Below are 15,608 nucleotides of genomic sequence, written 5' to 3'. Positions count from 1 at the left end.
TCTTCTGAGAGGCACCCGCAATGACCGACTCCCTCGGCCCCCGACTCAAGGTCGGCGTCGTCGTCCCCTCCACCAACACCTCGGCCCAGCCCGAGCTGGAGGCCCTGCGGCCGCACCAGGTCACCAACCACATCGGCCGCATGGTCATCGGCGACGACTCGATGGTCGACGAGCCCGGCTTCGACCACGTGATGCACAGCATCCGCAACTCCACCCACCCGGCGATCAAGAGCGTCGTGAGCTGCAGCCCCGACACCGTGATCATCGGCGTCTCCCCGGAGAGCTACTGGGACGGCCCCGCCTCCCACGAGCGCGTCCTCGCCTCCATGGGAGAGGCCGCCGGCGGCCTGCCCGTCATCATGAGCCCCGACGCGATCAACGCCGCGCTCGGCGCCTACGAGGCCCGCAAGGTCGCCGTCATCACGCCGTACCTGCCCGTCGGCGACGACTCCGTCAGCCGCTTCTTCAAGGACAGCGGCTACGACGTCGTCCGCATCCAGGGCCTGGGCATGCCCAGCCCCGCCAAGATCTCGCACGTCTCCGAGACCGAACTCCGCGACGTCATCAAGGAGATCGACGGGCCGGACATCGACGCGATCGTCCAGGTCGGCACCAACGTCGCCATGTCGCGCGTCGCCGCCCTCGCCGAGTTCTGGATCGGCAAGCCCGTCATCTCCAACAACACCGTCCTGTACTGGCACGCCCTGCGCCGCAACGGCATCCAGGACCGCGTCCACGGCCACGGCTCGCTGCTCTCCGAGCACTGACCGGCAGCCACCCGCCCGGCGGTGCGGCGCCGTCGCACCGCACCGCCCTCCCTCTGACCGACGGCCGCGGCCCGTCCCGACCGGCGGGCCGCGACAAACAGGAGAACTCCCGTGACCAGCACTGGCAGTAGCGAAGCGACCGCAACCGCACTGCGCCCCCACCAGGCGCCGCCCGAGGAACGGCTTCCCATCCTCAAACTGTTGGCGTTCACCGCCGCAGGCTTCCTGGCGATCATGACCGAGACGATGCCCGCGGGTCTGCTCCCGCAGATCGGGCAGGGCCTCGACGTGTCCGAAGGACTGGCGGGCCAGCTCGTCACCCTGTACGCCATCGGCTCCGTCGTCGCCGCGATCCCGGTGATCGCCGCGACCCGCAGCGTGCGGCGCCGGCCGCTGCTGCTGTGCGCCGTCGGCGGCCTGTTCGTCTTCAACACCGTCACCGCCCTGTCCACCCACTACGGGATCACGCTGGGCGCGCGCTTCGTCGCCGGCATGGCCTCCGGCGTCATCTGGGGCCTGCTCGCCGGCTACGCCCGCCGTCTGGTGCCCGAGCACCTGCAGGGCCGCGCCCTCGCCGTCGTCGGCGTCGGCCAGCCCATCGCGCTGACCGCCGGTGTGCCGCTCGGCACCTACCTCGGCTCCGTCACCAGCTGGCAGGGCGTCTTCTGGATCATGTCGGCGGTCGCGCTGGCCCTGATGATCTGGGTGCGTCTGCTCGTGCCGGACTTCCCCGGCCAGGCCGCCGAGCAGCGTCAGCCGATCCGCGAGATCTTCGTGACCCCGGGCATCCGCCCCATCCTCGCGGTGATCTTCCTGTGGATCCTGGCCCACAACATCCTCTACACCTACATCTCGCCGTTCCTGAGCAAGGCCGGCCTCGGTGAGCGCGTCGACGTGATGCTCCTCGTCTTCGGTGCCACGGCCATCGTCGGCATCTGGCTGACCGGCATGTACGTCGACCGCAAGCTGCGCGTCCTCACGCTCGGCAGCCTCGCCGGCTTCGCCGCCGCCGCGCTGATCCTCGGCATCGGCCACTCCTCGCCGGTCGCCGTGGTCATCGGCGTCGTCGCCTGGGGTCTGACCTTCGGCGGCGCTCCCACCCTGCTCCAGACCTCCATCGCCGACGCGGCGGGCGACGGCGCCGACGTGGCCCAGTCGATGCTCGTCACCATCTTCAACCTGGCCGTGGCCGGCGGCGGTGTGGTCGGCGGTCTGCTCCTGGAGTCCTCCGGCGCCACCTCGTTCCCGTGGGTGCTGCTCGCCCTGGCCGTCCTGGCCTTCGCGATCGTCGGCACCGCCAAGGCGGGCTTCAAGCCCGGTCGTCGCGGCGCCTGACCAGCCCGTACGACCGGCGGCGGCCCGGCCCCCGAGAGCGGGGGCCGGGCCGCCGGCATGGCCGGGCGCCCCCACGGCGCGATTCACGGGCAGGCGGTCCGCAGGAAACACGACAGTCATGTTTCGTTGCCTCCGTTTCCGTGCCGGAGGCGGTCCCGGTGCGAGACGATGGCGCTCCGATGCCCCCGACCCCGGAGTGTGCGATGCAGCCGCTGACGCGTCCGCACATCGTGGCGGCGGGACTGCGTCTGCTGGAGCGCGAGGGCGCGGCCGGACTCAGCATGCGCAAGCTCGCCGGCGAACTCGGCAAGGCCCCGGCGGCCGTCTACAAACACGTCAGTGACAAGCGCGAGCTGATGTCGCTGATGTTCGACGAGGTGTCCCGGCGGATCGAGCTTCCCGACCCCGGCGACGACCCCCGGACGTCCATCGTGGAGGCGGCGCAGAGCGTGCACCGGGTCCTGGAGGAGCACGGGTGGATCGCCACCGAGATGCTCGACGGACGTCTCCTCGGCGGCGCCACCTCGATGCGGCTCTCCGAGTTCATCCTGGACACCCTGGTCCGCACCGGGATGAGCGACGCGCGGGCCGCGCGCCTGCACGTCGCCATCTGGGAGTACCTGGTCGGACACCTGGTCGCCGCGCGGGCCGGGGCGCCGGGGCTGGGCCCGTGCCCGGAGCCGGGGAACGGCGAGGACGGCTCGGAGGACTATCCGACCGTGCGCCGGGTCGCCCCGCTCGCGGCCGCGATGAGCGACCAGGAGCGGTTCGCGACCGGGCTGCGGGCCCTGCTCGACGGAGCGTTCGCCGAGCCGGGGGACCCGCACGGCACGGGGGACGCCGAAGGCGCGCCGCCGGTCAGCCGGTCCGCAGCTGGTGCGGCGGGGTGACCGCGCTCCGGGGCTGGTAGAGCAGGACCGGCGCCGCGGCCGCCGTCGTCTCCTCCTCCGGCGGGAAGTACCGGGCCAGCTCGTGCCGGCCGCTGATCCGCAACTTCCGGTAGGAGTGCGTGAGATGGGACTCGACGTTCCGCAGGCTCACCTTGAGCAGGTGCGCGATGTCGCGGTTGCTCATCCCGCCCGCGGCCAGCTCCGAGACCTGCCGTTCGGTCGGCGTCAGCAGCGACTCCGTGGAGTCCTTGCGCGGATCGGGCCGCCCGCCCGCGTACCGAAGCTCTCGCTGCACTGCCTCGACCAGCCCGTCGGCTCCCAGGGAGATCCCCAACTCGTTGGCCCTGTGCAGTAGTTCACGGCTGCGCCGGGCCTTGCCGATCTGCCGGTGCGCCCGCCCCGCCTCGTACAGCGCATGGGCGGAGAGCAGCGGAGTGGGGGCCGCGTCGAGGATCTCCAGCGCCTGTTCGGCGAGTTGCAGCGCCTCGCGTCCGGAGCTCGCCTCGGACTGGGCGATCAGGGACCGGCCCAGCGCGAACGGCGCGTCCCAGCGACGGGCGAGCTCGGCCTCCTCCCGGGCGGCCCGCCGGGCGGCGGCCATGTTCCGGAGTGCCCGCTGGAGCGTCGCGCGGGTCGAACGCCACGGCAGGATCGCCGGGTTGACCACGCCCCGGCGGGTGAGCTCCTCCTCGCACCGCGCGATCAGGGCGAGGCCGCGCTGCGCCTGGCCCAGCCGTCCCAGGGCGCGGCCGGCGCTGTGCAGGAGGTGCAGCCGCCACCAGGTCACGGGCTGCTCGCCGGTCAGCGGCGGGGCCTCGTCGAGCAGCGCGCCCGCCGCGGCGACGTCGTCCTTCTCCAGCGCCACGTCGATCAGCACGCTCCGGGCGAGTGCCCCCGCGTGGTACGGCGCGGCGCCGATCCGGGTGAGCAGGCCGAGCGCCTGGACCGCGTCGTCCTCGGCCTCCGCGAGCAGCCCGCGGTGCAGCTGCACCAGGCCGCGGACGGCGAGGGCCTCGGCGATGCGGGTCGTGGTGCCCTCCGCGCGGGCCAGCCGTACCTCGGTCTCCATGTGCCGCCGGGCCTCGTCCACGTCGCCCGCCCAGAGCAGCGCGAGCAGCGCGTGGTACCAGGTGGGGGAGCCGTACGGGGCGCGGGGCGCGGCCAGGAACCGGTCGGCGATCCGCCGTACCGCCTGCGCCGAGTCGCCCGCGGCGGTGCGCAGCAGCATGACCCGCTCCAGGCGGTCGCCGGCCCCGTCCCCGGCCTCCGGGCCGGGACGGTAAGTGCCCTCGTGGAGCCGGATGTGGGTGAGCCGCTCGCGCAGCCGGGCGGCGGCGGACGGGTCGACGGCGCCGATCGCGGTGCGCGCGTCCTCCAGCACCTGGCGGGCGCAGGCCGGCTCGTCGAGCCGCAGCAGGATGTCGGACAGGCGCAGCGCCTCCTGGAGCCGCTCCGCGGGACCGAGCGGCCCCGCCGTGTGCGCGGTGAGCGCCCGGGCGGAGGCGGGCAGGTCCAGGGCGGTGAGCGCCTGGATGCGTAAGCCCTCGGCCCGGGCGCCGAGTTCGTCGGGAACGCCGTGCAGTACGGCCTTCTCGACGAGCCGCCGGGCGCCCGCGGGATCGCGGCCGACGATGTCCTGGGCGGCGTCGAGCAGCAGCCGCGCCATCCACGGCTCGTCGAGCCGGTGGGAGCGCAGCAGGTGCGCGGCCACGTCCTCGCAGGGGGCGCTGCGGCGCCACATGGCACGGGCGGCCAGCCGGTGCAGCTCGGCGCGCTCCGCGCACGGGATGTCCTGGTAGAGCAGTCCGGCGAGGAGGGGGTGGCGGAACGTCATGTCGTGCGGGCACAGCAGCCCCGACTCGGTGAGCCGCGAGAGGCCGCGGCAGGCGTCCTCGGTGGGCACGCCGCACAGGTCGGCGAGGATGGCGGGATCCAGGGGCGAGCCCAGGATGCTGGCCGCCCGGGCGATCTCCAGGCCGTGCGGGTCGAGCCGGCGGAGCATGCACATGATGCGCTCCCTGACCGCCTGCAGGCGTATCCGCTCGTCCGGCGGGTCGGCCGGGGACCGGCCGCCGGCGGCGTCCGGGGCCGGCGCCGCGCCGCCCGGCGGCGGGCCTCCGGGGCCGGCCGGCACGGTGCGTATCTGCTCGGTCAGCAGATAGGGGTTGCCGCCCGTGTCGGCGACCAGGGCGTCCACGGACTCGTGGTCGTGACCGCACAGCGCGGCGGCCAGGTCGAAGGCGGCGCTCGGGCTGAGGTCGTGGAGGTGGATGTGGCGGTCCGGGCGGACGCCCTCCATGAACTCGACCAGGAGGTGCTGGTCGCTGGCCGGTTCGCCGCAGCGTTTGGTGGCGAGCAGGACGACCGGGAGGTTGTCGAGCCGGCGGCTGAGGAAGCCCAGCCACAGCAGGGACGTGCGGTCCGCGTGCTGGACGCCGTCGACCGTCAGCAGGATCGGGGTGCGGCGCGCGGCCCGGCCCACGCCCGCGCAGAGCTCGGCGAGCAGGGGGTAGTCCGGCTCGGCGGGACCGTCGCCGGCCGCCGCGCTCGACGCGAAGGCCCGCTCCCAGCCCTGCGCCGTCTCGGGCAGGGTGCCGAGGAGCTGGTGCACGACTCCCAGGGAGAAGTGCTGTTCGGTGGGGGAGGCGGTGGCGGAGAACACGCCCATGCCCCGTTCGCGGGCGGTCTCCTCGGCCCAGCGCAGAAGCGAGGTCTTGCCCGTGCCGATGATCCCCTCCATCAGCGCGACCGAGCCCGTGCCCGTGGTCGCGGACTCGAGCATCTCGGTAATGATCCTGGATTCTTCGCTCCTGCCGAACAGTTGCCGGGGCACCGCCCTACACCTCCTGCCAGAACCGCGAAACCACTGGGACGAGACGACCGCGACGCGACGACGCGGCGACCGAACGGCGAACCGGTGTGACGGCCGGCGACCCGCGCGCCGGAACCGGCGCCGTCAAGGCCGTCTTCCGGTCGCGGCCGCGTCGTTTCCGCCCTGGCGGAAAGGGTTTCCTCAGACGGTGTGGAGGTGAATGCGGCCCCTCCACTACGACCCCCCGATCACCGGTGAACGGCGTACACCTCCGATGCGCCCCGACGCTAGCACGGCCCCCTCGCGAATTCGTACAACTGCTTCCTCCCGAAGGAATCGAAGCGTGTTCCTTCGGCCATTGCTTCGGTCCCACCGTATTGATGTAGGTGGGTACCGCACGGGTACGGTCTGCGCGGCATTGCGGTGGTGACCGGTGAGCCCTGGGAAAAAGGCTTCGCCGGGACCTGACATATTCGCCCGCGGCCTATTGGCGGAAATCTGATGGAAGGACCGGTGCTCGCGTGAGTGCGACCAGCGAGGAGCTTCGCCCGTTATGGGCCGTCCGCCCTGCCCGGCCGCCGCGGCCGGCCGCAGGCCCGCCCGACGGCGGTCGCACCGAACAGTTCGTGCTGACCCTGACCGGCCTGCTGCCGCTGGTCTACGAGCAGGCCTGGCAGACCGTGCTCGGCCCCGCATTCCGCCTGGAGACGGTGGACTGGCGGGCCACCCGGCCCCAGGTGCAGGACGCCCGTCTCGCCGAGCGGCTGGCCCGGGAGGCGGTCACCGGACTGCTCCTCGACCGGGTGCCGGCCACCTGCGCCACCCTCATCCGGCGGGACGACCACACCTGGACCTTCGCCTGGCGGTACGCCTCCGAGCTGATGGACCGCCAGGCCGGACTCCGGCTCCTCGGCCGGGCCACCGAGGCCTACGCCGTCCTCCTGCGCGGCGGCACACCGCCGGCCCCGCCCCGCACCGACGACCTGCTCGCGGGGCCGGTGGGCCGATGACCGGCGACAACTCGGTGCGCCTGTTCTGTCTCCCCTTCGAGGGCGTCTCGGCCGGCGTCTACCTGCCCTGGGCCGAGGCCGTCGGCCCCGCCGTCGTCGTCACCCCGGTGGAGCTGCCCGGCCGCGGCCGCCATCCGCGGTCCCGCCCCTGCGGCGGCCTGGAGCCGCTGCTCGCCGAGATCATTCCGTACGTGGCCCGCATGTGCGACCGGCCGTTCGCGCTCTACGGGCACGGATTCGGCGCCCTCCTCGCCTACGAGATCGCCGCCCGCCTCGAATGGGAGCACGACGCCGTGGCCGAGCGGCTCTACGTGTCGGGCTCCGGGATGCCGCACCGGCCGGCGCCGGAGCGGGCGGTGGGCCACCTCCCCGACGCGGCGATGATCCGCCGGCTCCGCGACCGCGGCCGGATGCCGCCGCTCGACCCGGACCCGCGCCGCGCGGCCCGGGCGCTGACCGCCCTGCGCGCCGACCTCACCGTCATGGAGGCCTACCGGCGCGACCCGCGCCACGTCGTGCACTGCCCGGTGACGGCGATGGGCGGACAGCGGGACCGCAGCGTCACCGGGGCGGACCTCGCCGGCTGGCGCCGCTGCACCCGGCGCGCCCTGCGGGTGGAGAGCCTGCCCGGCGACCACTACTTCCCGCTCACCGCCCGGCGGGAACTCCTCGGCATCTTCGCGCGCGACCTGATCCGCCCCCCGGCGGCCCGCCGGCTGCTCGCGGCGGCGGCCGGGTACTGACGGCGCCGCCGGCGCTCCCCGGCGCGCGGCGCCCCGGCGCGCGGCGCTCCCCGCGTACCGAAGGGCTGCCGGGGCGCCCTGGCGGCGGTCACCGCCTCCCGCCCGTGCGGCCCGCCGCGCACCGGTTCCGGAATCGGCAACAAGAATTGCCCGGGCCGCGCGGCGTCCACATCCTGGGCGCCGGAGGTGACCCCATGACACCCACACACCGCGCCCGGGACCTCGACGGCGAGGCCCGCGGCGCCGAGCCGGAGCGAGAGGCGGAACTGCACTCCGGCGTCCTGGCGGACGCGGCGCACTGGCTGCGGGGCCTGCTCGGGCCCGAGGACCGGGTCACGGCGGCGGTCCGCCGGATCCTCGACGTCGGCAGCGGGCCCGGCGTGGCCGCCTGCGTCCTGGCCGAGGCCTTCCCGCAGGCCGAGGTCGTCGCCGTCGACCGGTCCCCCGAACTCCTCGCCCGGGCCGAGACCCGCGCCGCCGAGCGAGGCCTGACCGGGCGGATCACCACCAGACGGGCCGAACGGCCCGAGGAGTTCAGCCGCCTCGGCCCCGCCGACCTCGTCTGGACCGGCAACGTCTGCCGCCACCTCGGCGACCAGCAGGCGGCGCTGCGGAGCCTGGCGTCCGCGCTGCGGCCCGGCGGCGTCCTCGCCGTCGCCGAACGCGGACTGCCGCCCCGCTTCCTGCCACGCGACATAGGCATCGGCCGGCCAGGGCTCCAGGCACGCATCGACGCGCACCTGGAGGAGCACTTCGCCGCCGGGCGGGCCGGGCTGCCGGGCGCCACCTCCGTGGTCGAGGACTGGCCCTGCCTGCTGGCCTCCGCAGGTCTGGTGCCCACCGGCACCCGCACCTTCCTCATCGACCTCCCCGCACCGCTCGACCTCGCCCCGCGCCGCCATCTGCACACCCGGCTGCGCCGCGTCCTCGACGAACTCGGCGACCGGCTCGACCTCGTCGACCGGCTGACCGTCGAGCAGCTCCTCGACGGCGACGCCTGTACGGGCATCCTGTGGCGCCCCGACGCCTTCTACCTCTCGGCGGTCACCGTGCACACCGCCCGGCTGTGCCGGGTCCGGTCCTGACCCTTTCCCGGACGCTGCGCCGCCCCGCCGAAGCCGTCGGCGGCACGCCCCGGAATGTGCCGCGGCACCGCCCGGATTCCTCTCCGCGAACGGCCCGGCATTCGATTGCGTTCATGCGTTCCGGCGCCTGTTTCTCCTAATTTCCTTAGCAGTCCGGACGGCCTGTGGTGTTCCCGCCGCAGGCCGTCTCCGTATGTCCGCGTGACCGTAGGAGGACCCCGGTCGCAGATTCTTCGGTCAGCCCTACGGTCGCACCGTATTGAGGCCCTCACCCCCGCACTCCTACGTTCCTTCCCAGAGCGGCAGCCCCGGCGGATCCGGAAAGCGGACGGGGCGCGGAAGGGAGACGGAGGACACGTGAGGATACGGATTCTGGGCCCGCTGCACGCCGAGACGGACGGCGCGCCGGTCGTCCCCGCGGCGGCGAAGACACGCCAGATCCTGGCGCTCCTCGCACTCCATCCGGGACAGCTCGTCCCGGTGGCCACCCTCAGGGAGGAGCTCTGGGGCACGGTCCCGCCGCGCAGCGCGCACGCCACCCTCCAGACCTACGTCCTGCGGCTGCGGCGCGGCCTGGCCGACGCCCTCGGCGGTCCCGAAGGACCGCCCCGGGCCCGGCGGCTGCTCGCCACCGGCCACGGCGGCTACCTGCTCCGGGTCGCCGAGGAGGACGTCGACGCCTTCGCCTTCCGGCGGATCGCCCGGGCCGGCCACACGGCCTTCGCGGACGGTGACAGCGAGCGGGCCTCCCGGCTGCTGCGCGACGCCCTCGCGCTCTGGCGCGGACCGGTGCTCGTGGACGTCCGGGCCGGTTCGGCGCTGCGGATCCACGCGGCCGCCCTGGAGGAGAGCCGGCTGCTCGCCGTCGAACGCCGCGTGGACGCCGAGCTCCGCCTCGGCCTGCACGCAGAACTCCTCGCTGAGCTGGTGGAACTGACGGAGCGGCACCCCGCCCATGAACGCCTGCACGCCCAGGCCATGGTGGCGTTCTACCGCTCCGGGCGGCAGACCGCGGCCCTCGACCTCTACCGCAGGCTGCGCCGGCGGCTGATCGAGGACCTCGGTCTGGAGCCCGCCCCGCAGCTCCAGCGCCTGCACCAGGCGATGCTCTCCGTCGATCCCCGGCTCGACACGGTCGCCCAGGGCGGCCCGCCCATTCCCACCTTCGACCTGTACGCCGCCTGAGCGGCCGCACCCAGGACACCGAGCACCCACAGAAGAGGTGACACAGTGACGGACCGGACCCCCACCCTCTACGAATGGGCCGGCGGCGCCGAGGCGCTGGAACGGCTCACGGAGGAGTTCTACCGGCGCGTCCGCAAGGACGACCTGCTCGCGCCGCTCTTCCGGCACATGGACGACGACCACCCGCAGCACGTCGCGACCTTCCTCGGCGAGGTCCTCGGCGGCCCGGAGCGGTACACCGAGCACCACGGCGGCTACCCCCACATGGTGTCGCGGCACCGCGGCCGCGACATCCAGCCCGAGCAGCGGGCGCGCTGGGTGGACCTGATGCGGGAGGCCATGGACGTCGTCGGCCTCCCGCAGGACGCCGAGTTCCGCTCGGCGTTCATCGGCTACATCGAGTTCGGATCGCGCCGCGCCATGGCCAACTCCCAGCCCGACGCCGGTCCGTCGAGCCGTACGACCATCAAGAAGTGGGGCTGGGGCGAGGCCGTCCCCGGTGATGACTGAGCCGGTGGCCGCCGGGTCCCGGGCAGCCCGGAGCAGGCCCCTCCGGAGGCCGTCCGCGCGTCCCGGAATCGGCAACAAATGTTGTCCGTCCGCCACGCACGGTTCCAGCATGGGAACCAGAAGTGATCACCGTGACCGAGCGGAGCGCCGAGGCGTCCGTGCCCCGCGGGCGGCCGCCGCGGGAGACCCGCGGCGGCGCACTCCGAACGCCCGGCGGACCGGTGCGCACCCGCCCTGATCCGTACCCCGTGAACCATCCGGACAAGGAGTTCGACCATGCCTTCGACCACCCCCCGCCTCCCCTGGGGCGTCCGATGAGCGTCCAGACCGAGGCCCACGAGGCCGCCTCCGCCAAGGCGAGCGCCCGACTGCCGTTCGCGGTCTATCTCCTCGCGTTCAGCCTCTTCGCGATGGGCAGCGCCGAGTTCCTGCTCGCCGGCGTCCTCCCGGACATCGCCGACGACCTGCACATCTCGCTCTCCTCCGCCGGCGCGCTGATCTCCGCCTTCGCCATCGGCGTGGTCATCGGCGGCCCGCCGCTGGCGGTCCTCACACTGCGCTGGCCGCGCCGGACCACCCTGGTGGTCTCGCAGGTCCTGTTCGCGGTCTGCGTGGCGATCGGCCTGGTCACCGACGACTTCACCGTCCTGATCGTCACCCGCTTCCTGTGCGGTCTGGCCTACGCCGGGTTCTGGGCGGTCGCCGCGGTCACCGCGATCGGACTCGTCACCCCCGACCGCACCGCCCGCGCCTCCGGCGTCGTCGTCAGCGGACTCTCCATCGCCATGGTCGGCGGCGGCCCGGCGGGCGCGTTCCTCAGCCACTTCACCGGCTGGCAGGGCGGATTCTGGGCGGTGGTCGCCCTCACGGTCCTCGGCGCGGTCTCGACGGCCCTCGCCGTCCCCGCCACCCGGGCCGCCCAGGAGCCGAGCGTGCGCCGCGAACTGCGCACCATGCGACAGCCGCAGCTGTGGGTCGTGTACGCCGCGACGCTGCTCAGCACCGCCGCGTACATGATCTCGTACAACTACCTGGCGGCCTTCCTCACGGACATCACCGGGGTCGACTCCGTCTGGGTGCCCCCGATCCTCGTCCTGTTCGGCATCGGCGCCTTCGTCGGCCTGTCCATCGGTGGCCGGATCGCCGACGGGCGCCCGCACCACGCCCTCCTCATCGGGGCCGGCGGCATCCTCGTCACCTCGGTGCTGCTCGCCCTGCTCGCCCACCACCCGATCGCCGTCATCGTCCTGGTCCTGCTCCTGGGCGTCGCCGGCTTCGTGCTCAACCCCGCCGTCTACGGGCGGGTGTTCACCGTGGCGGCCGAGGCGCCCACGCTCGCCGGCGCCACCGCCGTCTCCATGTTCCAGCTCGGCATCAGCCTGGTCCCCGTCCTCGCGGGCGTCGCCCTCGGGGCCGGAGCGGGACTGACGTCCATCCCCTGGCTGGGCGCAGGCCTGGCCGTCCTGACCGTCCCGGTCGTCCTCGTCGACCGGGCGATGACCCGCAAGGGCGCGCGGAGCCCGCAGACCGGCGAGAACTGACCTCGCCCTCCGCTGCACGGTCCGCGCTCCCGTCCCCCGTCCGAAGACCGGAGCCGCGGAGGAATTCTCCCCCGGAATTCCTCCGCGCGCTCCTCCAAGGAGGATCCCATGGACAACGAACTCGGTTACGAACTCGGGAATTGGGTGGTGTCGCAGATCCAGAGCCCGGACCGTCCCGCGCAGACGGCGTTCACGCTTCTCGACCAGGAATGGGAACTCCTCCCCGAGGTGTTCCCGCCCTACACGGACCCCGGCCCGGGACTCTTCGCCTCCTGGGTGCCGTACGAGAAGGGCATCCGCTTCCTGGAGATGGGCTGCGGCGCGGGCATCGCCGCGGTGCTCGCCGCCCAGCGCGGCGCCGGGCACGTGGTCGCCCTGGACATCAACCCGGCCGCGGCGGAGAACACCCGTCGCAACGCCGCCCGGCACGGCGTGGCGGACCGGGTGACGGCCCTGGCCAGCGACCTCTTCGAGGCCCTGGAGCCCGCCGAGCCCTTCGACCTCGTCTTCTGGAACACCCCGTTCATCGAGGCGCCCGAGAGCCGTCCCTACGCCGGCCAGATCGAGCGCGCGGTCTTCGACCCCGGATACGAGATGGTGCGCCGGTTCTTCCGCGACGTGCGGGCCCACCTGGCCCCGGGCGGACGGGTCTACCTCGGCACCAGCGAGGCCATGGGCAACCGGGACAAGATGCTGCGGGCCGCCGCCGACGCCGGATTCGATGGCCACCGGCACCGCAGCGAATCCGTGGAACTGCCCGCGACGGAATTCCCCGCCTCCCCGGTGGTCGCGGCCCACACCGACGAGCGCGGAATCGTCGACATGGATTTCACGATGTACGAGTTCCTGCGCCGCTGACCCGGCACCTGTCCATTCGCATCCGATTCACGACCGGGCGGACTCGACCGCCCCGGAAGAGGGGAATGTCATGAGCGTCAACGGGAACGCGAACGCCACCGGCTTCGACGTCGTCATCGCCGGAAACGGGGTCCTCGGCCTCTCGCTCGCCTGGGTCCTGGCCCAGCGGGGACAGCGCGTCGCGGTGCTCGGCCAGCCACACCGGCCGTGGGCCGGATCGGCCGCCGCCGGCGCCATGCTCGGCAGCTTCGGCGAGGTCACCACCTCGCTGCTCGCCACCGAGCACGGCCGCGCCAAGCTCGAACTCGGCATCGAGGCCACCGCGTTGTGGCCGCAGTGGCTCGCGCAGCTGGAGGCGGACACCGAGGGCGCGCCCGTGAAGACCGCCGACGGCACCACGGTCATCCTCAACACCATCGGCACCGCCGAGATCGACGACGCCAACTACAACGCCATCCAGGCCGAACTCACCCGCTACGACGAGCCCTTCGAGAACGTCGAGCCCGAGGACCTCGACTGGGTGGACGCCGAGCCGATCTCCCGCCCGCTGAAGGCCTTCCACATACCCGGCGAGCACGCCGTCAACGCCGCCGCCCTGCTGGAGCGCCTGGAGCAGGCCGCCGTCCGCGCCGGCGCCACCCTCGTCCCCGAGTTCGCGACCCGCGTCGTCCACCAGGGCGAGCGGGTGACCGGCGTCGTCACCACGTCGGGGCGGACGATCAGCGCCGACCACGTGACGCTCGCCGCCGGCGCCCGCAGCCAGGAACTGCTCGACAGCCTGCCCATCGGCCCCCGCGTCCCGCGCCTGGTCAGCGGCTACGGCGTCTCCGCCCTGATCCGGACCGCCGACGGCACCCACCCGGACAGCGTCATCCGGACCCCGAACCGTTCCTTCGCCTGCGGCCTCCACGTCGTCCCCCGCGGCGACGGGCACGTCTACGTCGGCGCCACCAACGTCATCTCGGTGGAGCCGCGCGACACCGCCGAGATGCGGGACCTGGTCTTCCTCCTCCAGTGCGCCCACCGCCAGGTCCGCCGCAACCTCTGGAACAGCGACGTCGCCAAGGTCCAGGTCGGCAACCGCCCCGTGTCCATGGACGGCTTCCCACTGCTCGGCCACGGCGGCATGCAGGGCCTGTGGATCATGACCGGCACCTACCGCGACGGCCTCCACCTCTCGCCGCTCCTGGCCCAGGACTTCGCCGCCCGGATCCTCGGCGAGCAGCACCGGACCGAACTCGACCGCTTCGCCCCGGTGCGACAGCCGTACCGTACGGGCACCCGCGAGGAGATCGTCGACGTCCTCATCGACCACCAGATGGGCATCGGCTACGAGCAGGACTGGACGATCCCGGTCGAGTGGCACCAGTGGATCGAGATGGACCTGCGCCCGGCCACTCTCGCCTGGGCGAACGAGCTGGACCCGGAGTTCACCCCGCCGGCCGAGCTGCTCTTCGCCTCCCGCTTCGACCCCGAGCTGGTCAGCCTGCTCCGCAAGTACTACGCGACCTGCCGCGAGCACAGCTGACCCGGCCTCCCACCCGCTTCGCCCCTCCCGGGCTCCCGCCCGCCCATCTCTTCGGCACCCGAGACCCCATCGAGAAAGGACCGTCCCATGGCAGTCGAGGCGATCGACCCGCCCGGCCTTCCCAAGCCCTACGGCTGGCGCCAGCTGGCCGTCGGCACCGGCAGCCGCGTCGTGTTCCTGAGCGGCCAGACCCCGCGCACCGCCGACGGCGAACCGGTCGGCCTGGGCGACCTCGCGGCCCAGACCGAGCAGATCTACCTCAACATCGCCACCGGCCTCGAGGCCGCCGGCGCCACCTTCGACGACGTCCTGCGGCTGACCATGTACGTCGTGGACTGGTCGCTCGACAAGTGGGAGGCCGTCACCGCCGGCGCCGAGCGCGCGGCGGCCAGGCTCGGCGCCGACGTCGTCCGGCCCACGACCCTGGTCGGGGTGGCCACCCTCGCCGAACCCGACTTCCTGATCGAGATCGAGGCGACCGCCATCGCCCCCTGACCGACCTCCCCGCACACACGTGAGGCCCCGCCGGATCCGGCGGGGCCTCACACGTGCGCCTGCGGTCAGTGCTGTTCGGCGAGCAGTCCGTCGATCACCGCGGCGACCGCCTCCGGCGAGGGCAGCCCGGGGTGGTGGCTGCTGGTGCCGGTGGTGGGGTCGAATCCGTCGTGCCACTCGGGCTCGTTGACCAGCCCGCCGTCCTCGCGGATCCGCGCGATGTTCCGCTGGACGGCCGGCTTGTGCCACATCTTGGCGCCCATCACCGGGAAGTAGACGACCGGGCAGTCCACCGAGAGCGCCACCGTCATCAGCCGGTTCGGCGCGGCACCGCCCGCGGCGGCCGCGAGGGTGTGGGCGGTTGCCGGCAGGACGGCGAGGAGGTCGTGGTCACCGGCGAGCCGGGACGGCTTGTCCGTCGGCCAGTCCGCCGGGGAATCCCCGTACACCACCCGCTCGGCGAAGAGCGCGAGACTCTCCGGCGAGACGAACGACGCGGCCGTGTGCGTGAGGAGAACCGTGAACGTACTGCCCGCGATCTGCCGTCGCATCGCCTCGACATAGGACGGAAGCCGGGTCACCGCAATCGATCCGGTGGCGCCGACGAGTATGCGTTTCCCGGGCGTGGCCGGGGAGTTCCGAATTCCCATGCACCGATGATGTCGCCGCGCTCCCGGCATCGGTCAATGCCCAAGTCCCCTGCACGGCAGGGGAGTCCAGCGCCGGTCCAGCGGCGGTCGAGCACGGGCCAAACCCTACGGTCGTCCCTACGGTCCGACCGTATTGAGGCCGTTTGCCGCCCCTCCTAACCTCCGTTTCCGTAAAGGAATTCGAAGCCCGTCAGGGCGA

General features: G+C 73.3%; 14 protein-coding genes. 12 read left to right on the top strand and 2 right to left on the bottom strand.

Annotated features, from left to right (window positions below; translation table 11 throughout):
- Nucleotides 1-20 precede the first annotated feature (20 nt).
- The 3 genes from ACGF1Z_RS15625 (at nt 21) to ACGF1Z_RS15615 (ending at nt 2,992) form a co-directional block, all read left to right on the top strand.
- Entirely contained in the window at nt 21-767 is a 747-nt protein-coding gene (locus ACGF1Z_RS15625; RefSeq protein WP_393004041.1) for an arylmalonate decarboxylase, read from the top strand.
- A gap of 111 nt (nt 768-878) precedes the next feature.
- Complete coding sequence (locus ACGF1Z_RS15620; protein WP_393004039.1) at nt 879-2,102, top strand: MFS transporter; 1,224 nt, start codon at nt 879-881, stop codon at nt 2,100-2,102.
- A gap of 203 nt (nt 2,103-2,305) precedes the next feature.
- Nucleotides 2,306-2,992 (top strand): TetR/AcrR family transcriptional regulator, encoded by a 687-nt coding sequence (locus ACGF1Z_RS15615; protein ID WP_393004037.1) that lies wholly within the window; start codon nt 2,306-2,308, stop codon nt 2,990-2,992.
- Here the strand turns inward: ACGF1Z_RS15615 and ACGF1Z_RS15610 are convergent.
- The gene (locus tag ACGF1Z_RS15610; protein WP_393004035.1) at nt 2,961-5,825 is read right to left on the bottom strand and encodes a BREX system ATP-binding domain-containing protein; all 2,865 of its coding nucleotides are present in this window, start codon (nt 5,823-5,825) and stop codon (nt 2,961-2,963) included. The genes ACGF1Z_RS15615 and ACGF1Z_RS15610 overlap by 32 nt on opposite strands.
- A 605-nt stretch (nt 5,826-6,430) precedes the next feature.
- On the opposite strand from ACGF1Z_RS15610, the gene ACGF1Z_RS15605 reads away from it, so the two are divergent.
- The 9 genes from ACGF1Z_RS15605 (at nt 6,431) to ACGF1Z_RS15565 (ending at nt 14,759) form a co-directional block, all read left to right on the top strand.
- Nucleotides 6,431-6,814 (top strand): hypothetical protein, encoded by a 384-nt coding sequence (locus ACGF1Z_RS15605; RefSeq protein ID WP_393004033.1) that lies wholly within the window; start codon nt 6,431-6,433, stop codon nt 6,812-6,814.
- The gene (locus ACGF1Z_RS15600; RefSeq protein ID WP_393004031.1) at nt 6,811-7,557 is read left to right on the top strand and encodes a thioesterase II family protein; all 747 of its coding nucleotides are present in this window, start codon (nt 6,811-6,813) and stop codon (nt 7,555-7,557) included. The genes ACGF1Z_RS15605 and ACGF1Z_RS15600 overlap by 4 nt, the downstream gene beginning before the upstream one ends.
- A 194-nt stretch (nt 7,558-7,751) precedes the next feature.
- Entirely contained in the window at nt 7,752-8,642 is an 891-nt protein-coding gene (locus tag ACGF1Z_RS15595) for a class I SAM-dependent methyltransferase (protein WP_393004029.1), read from the top strand.
- Nucleotides 8,643-8,999: 357 nt separating this feature from the next.
- Nucleotides 9,000-9,827 carry a BTAD domain-containing putative transcriptional regulator gene (locus ACGF1Z_RS15590; protein WP_393004027.1) on the top strand — a complete coding sequence of 276 codons (828 nt, stop codon included), beginning with the start codon at nt 9,000-9,002 and terminating at the stop codon, nt 9,825-9,827.
- Between the two features lie 45 nt (nt 9,828-9,872).
- The gene (locus ACGF1Z_RS15585) at nt 9,873-10,337 is read left to right on the top strand and encodes a group II truncated hemoglobin (protein ID WP_393004025.1); all 465 of its coding nucleotides are present in this window, start codon (nt 9,873-9,875) and stop codon (nt 10,335-10,337) included.
- Between the two features lie 314 nt (nt 10,338-10,651).
- Nucleotides 10,652-11,878: a Cmx/CmrA family chloramphenicol efflux MFS transporter gene (locus tag ACGF1Z_RS15580; protein WP_393004023.1), complete on the top strand. Its 1,227-nt coding sequence runs from the start codon at nt 10,652-10,654 to the stop codon at nt 11,876-11,878.
- Between the two features lie 108 nt (nt 11,879-11,986).
- Nucleotides 11,987-12,736: a methyltransferase gene (locus ACGF1Z_RS15575; RefSeq protein ID WP_393004021.1), complete on the top strand. Its 750-nt coding sequence runs from the start codon at nt 11,987-11,989 to the stop codon at nt 12,734-12,736.
- Nucleotides 12,737-12,806: 70 nt separating this feature from the next.
- Nucleotides 12,807-14,264, top strand: a complete 1,458-nt coding sequence (locus ACGF1Z_RS15570; RefSeq protein WP_393004019.1) for an NAD(P)/FAD-dependent oxidoreductase — start codon at nt 12,807-12,809, stop codon at nt 14,262-14,264.
- Between the two features lie 87 nt (nt 14,265-14,351).
- Nucleotides 14,352-14,759 carry a RidA family protein gene (locus tag ACGF1Z_RS15565; protein ID WP_393004017.1) on the top strand — a complete coding sequence of 136 codons (408 nt, stop codon included), beginning with the start codon at nt 14,352-14,354 and terminating at the stop codon, nt 14,757-14,759.
- Between the two features lie 65 nt (nt 14,760-14,824).
- Here the strand turns inward: ACGF1Z_RS15565 and ACGF1Z_RS15560 are convergent, their stop codons facing one another.
- Nucleotides 14,825-15,409, bottom strand: a complete 585-nt coding sequence (locus ACGF1Z_RS15560; protein WP_393004015.1) for a flavoprotein — start codon at nt 15,407-15,409, stop codon at nt 14,825-14,827.
- Nucleotides 15,410-15,608: the final 199 nt, after the last annotated feature.

The sequence above is a fragment of the Streptomyces sp. NPDC048018 genome, assembly GCF_043202995.1.
In the GTDB taxonomy this organism is placed as follows: domain Bacteria; phylum Actinomycetota; class Actinomycetes; order Streptomycetales; family Streptomycetaceae; genus Streptomyces.
The sequence above is the reverse complement of the archived record's forward strand: the minus strand, read 5'-3'. Positions and strand labels throughout refer to the sequence as shown.

What these genes read in the sequence shown, in the direction of transcription:
- ACGF1Z_RS15595 (WP_393004029.1), top strand. Translation starts at nt 7,752, where the DNA reads ATGACACCCACACACCGCGCCCGGGACCTCGACGGCGAGGCCCGCGGC.
- ACGF1Z_RS15600 (WP_393004031.1), top strand. Translation starts at nt 6,811, where the DNA reads ATGACCGGCGACAACTCGGTGCGCCTGTTCTGTCTCCCCTTCGAGGGC.
- ACGF1Z_RS15575 (WP_393004021.1), top strand. Translation starts at nt 11,987, where the DNA reads ATGGACAACGAACTCGGTTACGAACTCGGGAATTGGGTGGTGTCGCAG.
- ACGF1Z_RS15615 (WP_393004037.1), top strand. Translation starts at nt 2,306, where the DNA reads ATGCAGCCGCTGACGCGTCCGCACATCGTGGCGGCGGGACTGCGTCTG.
- ACGF1Z_RS15565 (WP_393004017.1), top strand. Translation starts at nt 14,352, where the DNA reads ATGGCAGTCGAGGCGATCGACCCGCCCGGCCTTCCCAAGCCCTACGGC.
- ACGF1Z_RS15570 (WP_393004019.1), top strand. Translation starts at nt 12,807, where the DNA reads ATGAGCGTCAACGGGAACGCGAACGCCACCGGCTTCGACGTCGTCATC.
- ACGF1Z_RS15560 (WP_393004015.1), bottom strand. Translation starts at nt 15,409, where the DNA reads ATGGGAATTCGGAACTCCCCGGCCACGCCCGGGAAACGCATACTCGTC.
- ACGF1Z_RS15625 (WP_393004041.1), top strand. Translation starts at nt 21, where the DNA reads ATGACCGACTCCCTCGGCCCCCGACTCAAGGTCGGCGTCGTCGTCCCC.
- ACGF1Z_RS15580 (WP_393004023.1), top strand. Translation starts at nt 10,652, where the DNA reads ATGAGCGTCCAGACCGAGGCCCACGAGGCCGCCTCCGCCAAGGCGAGC.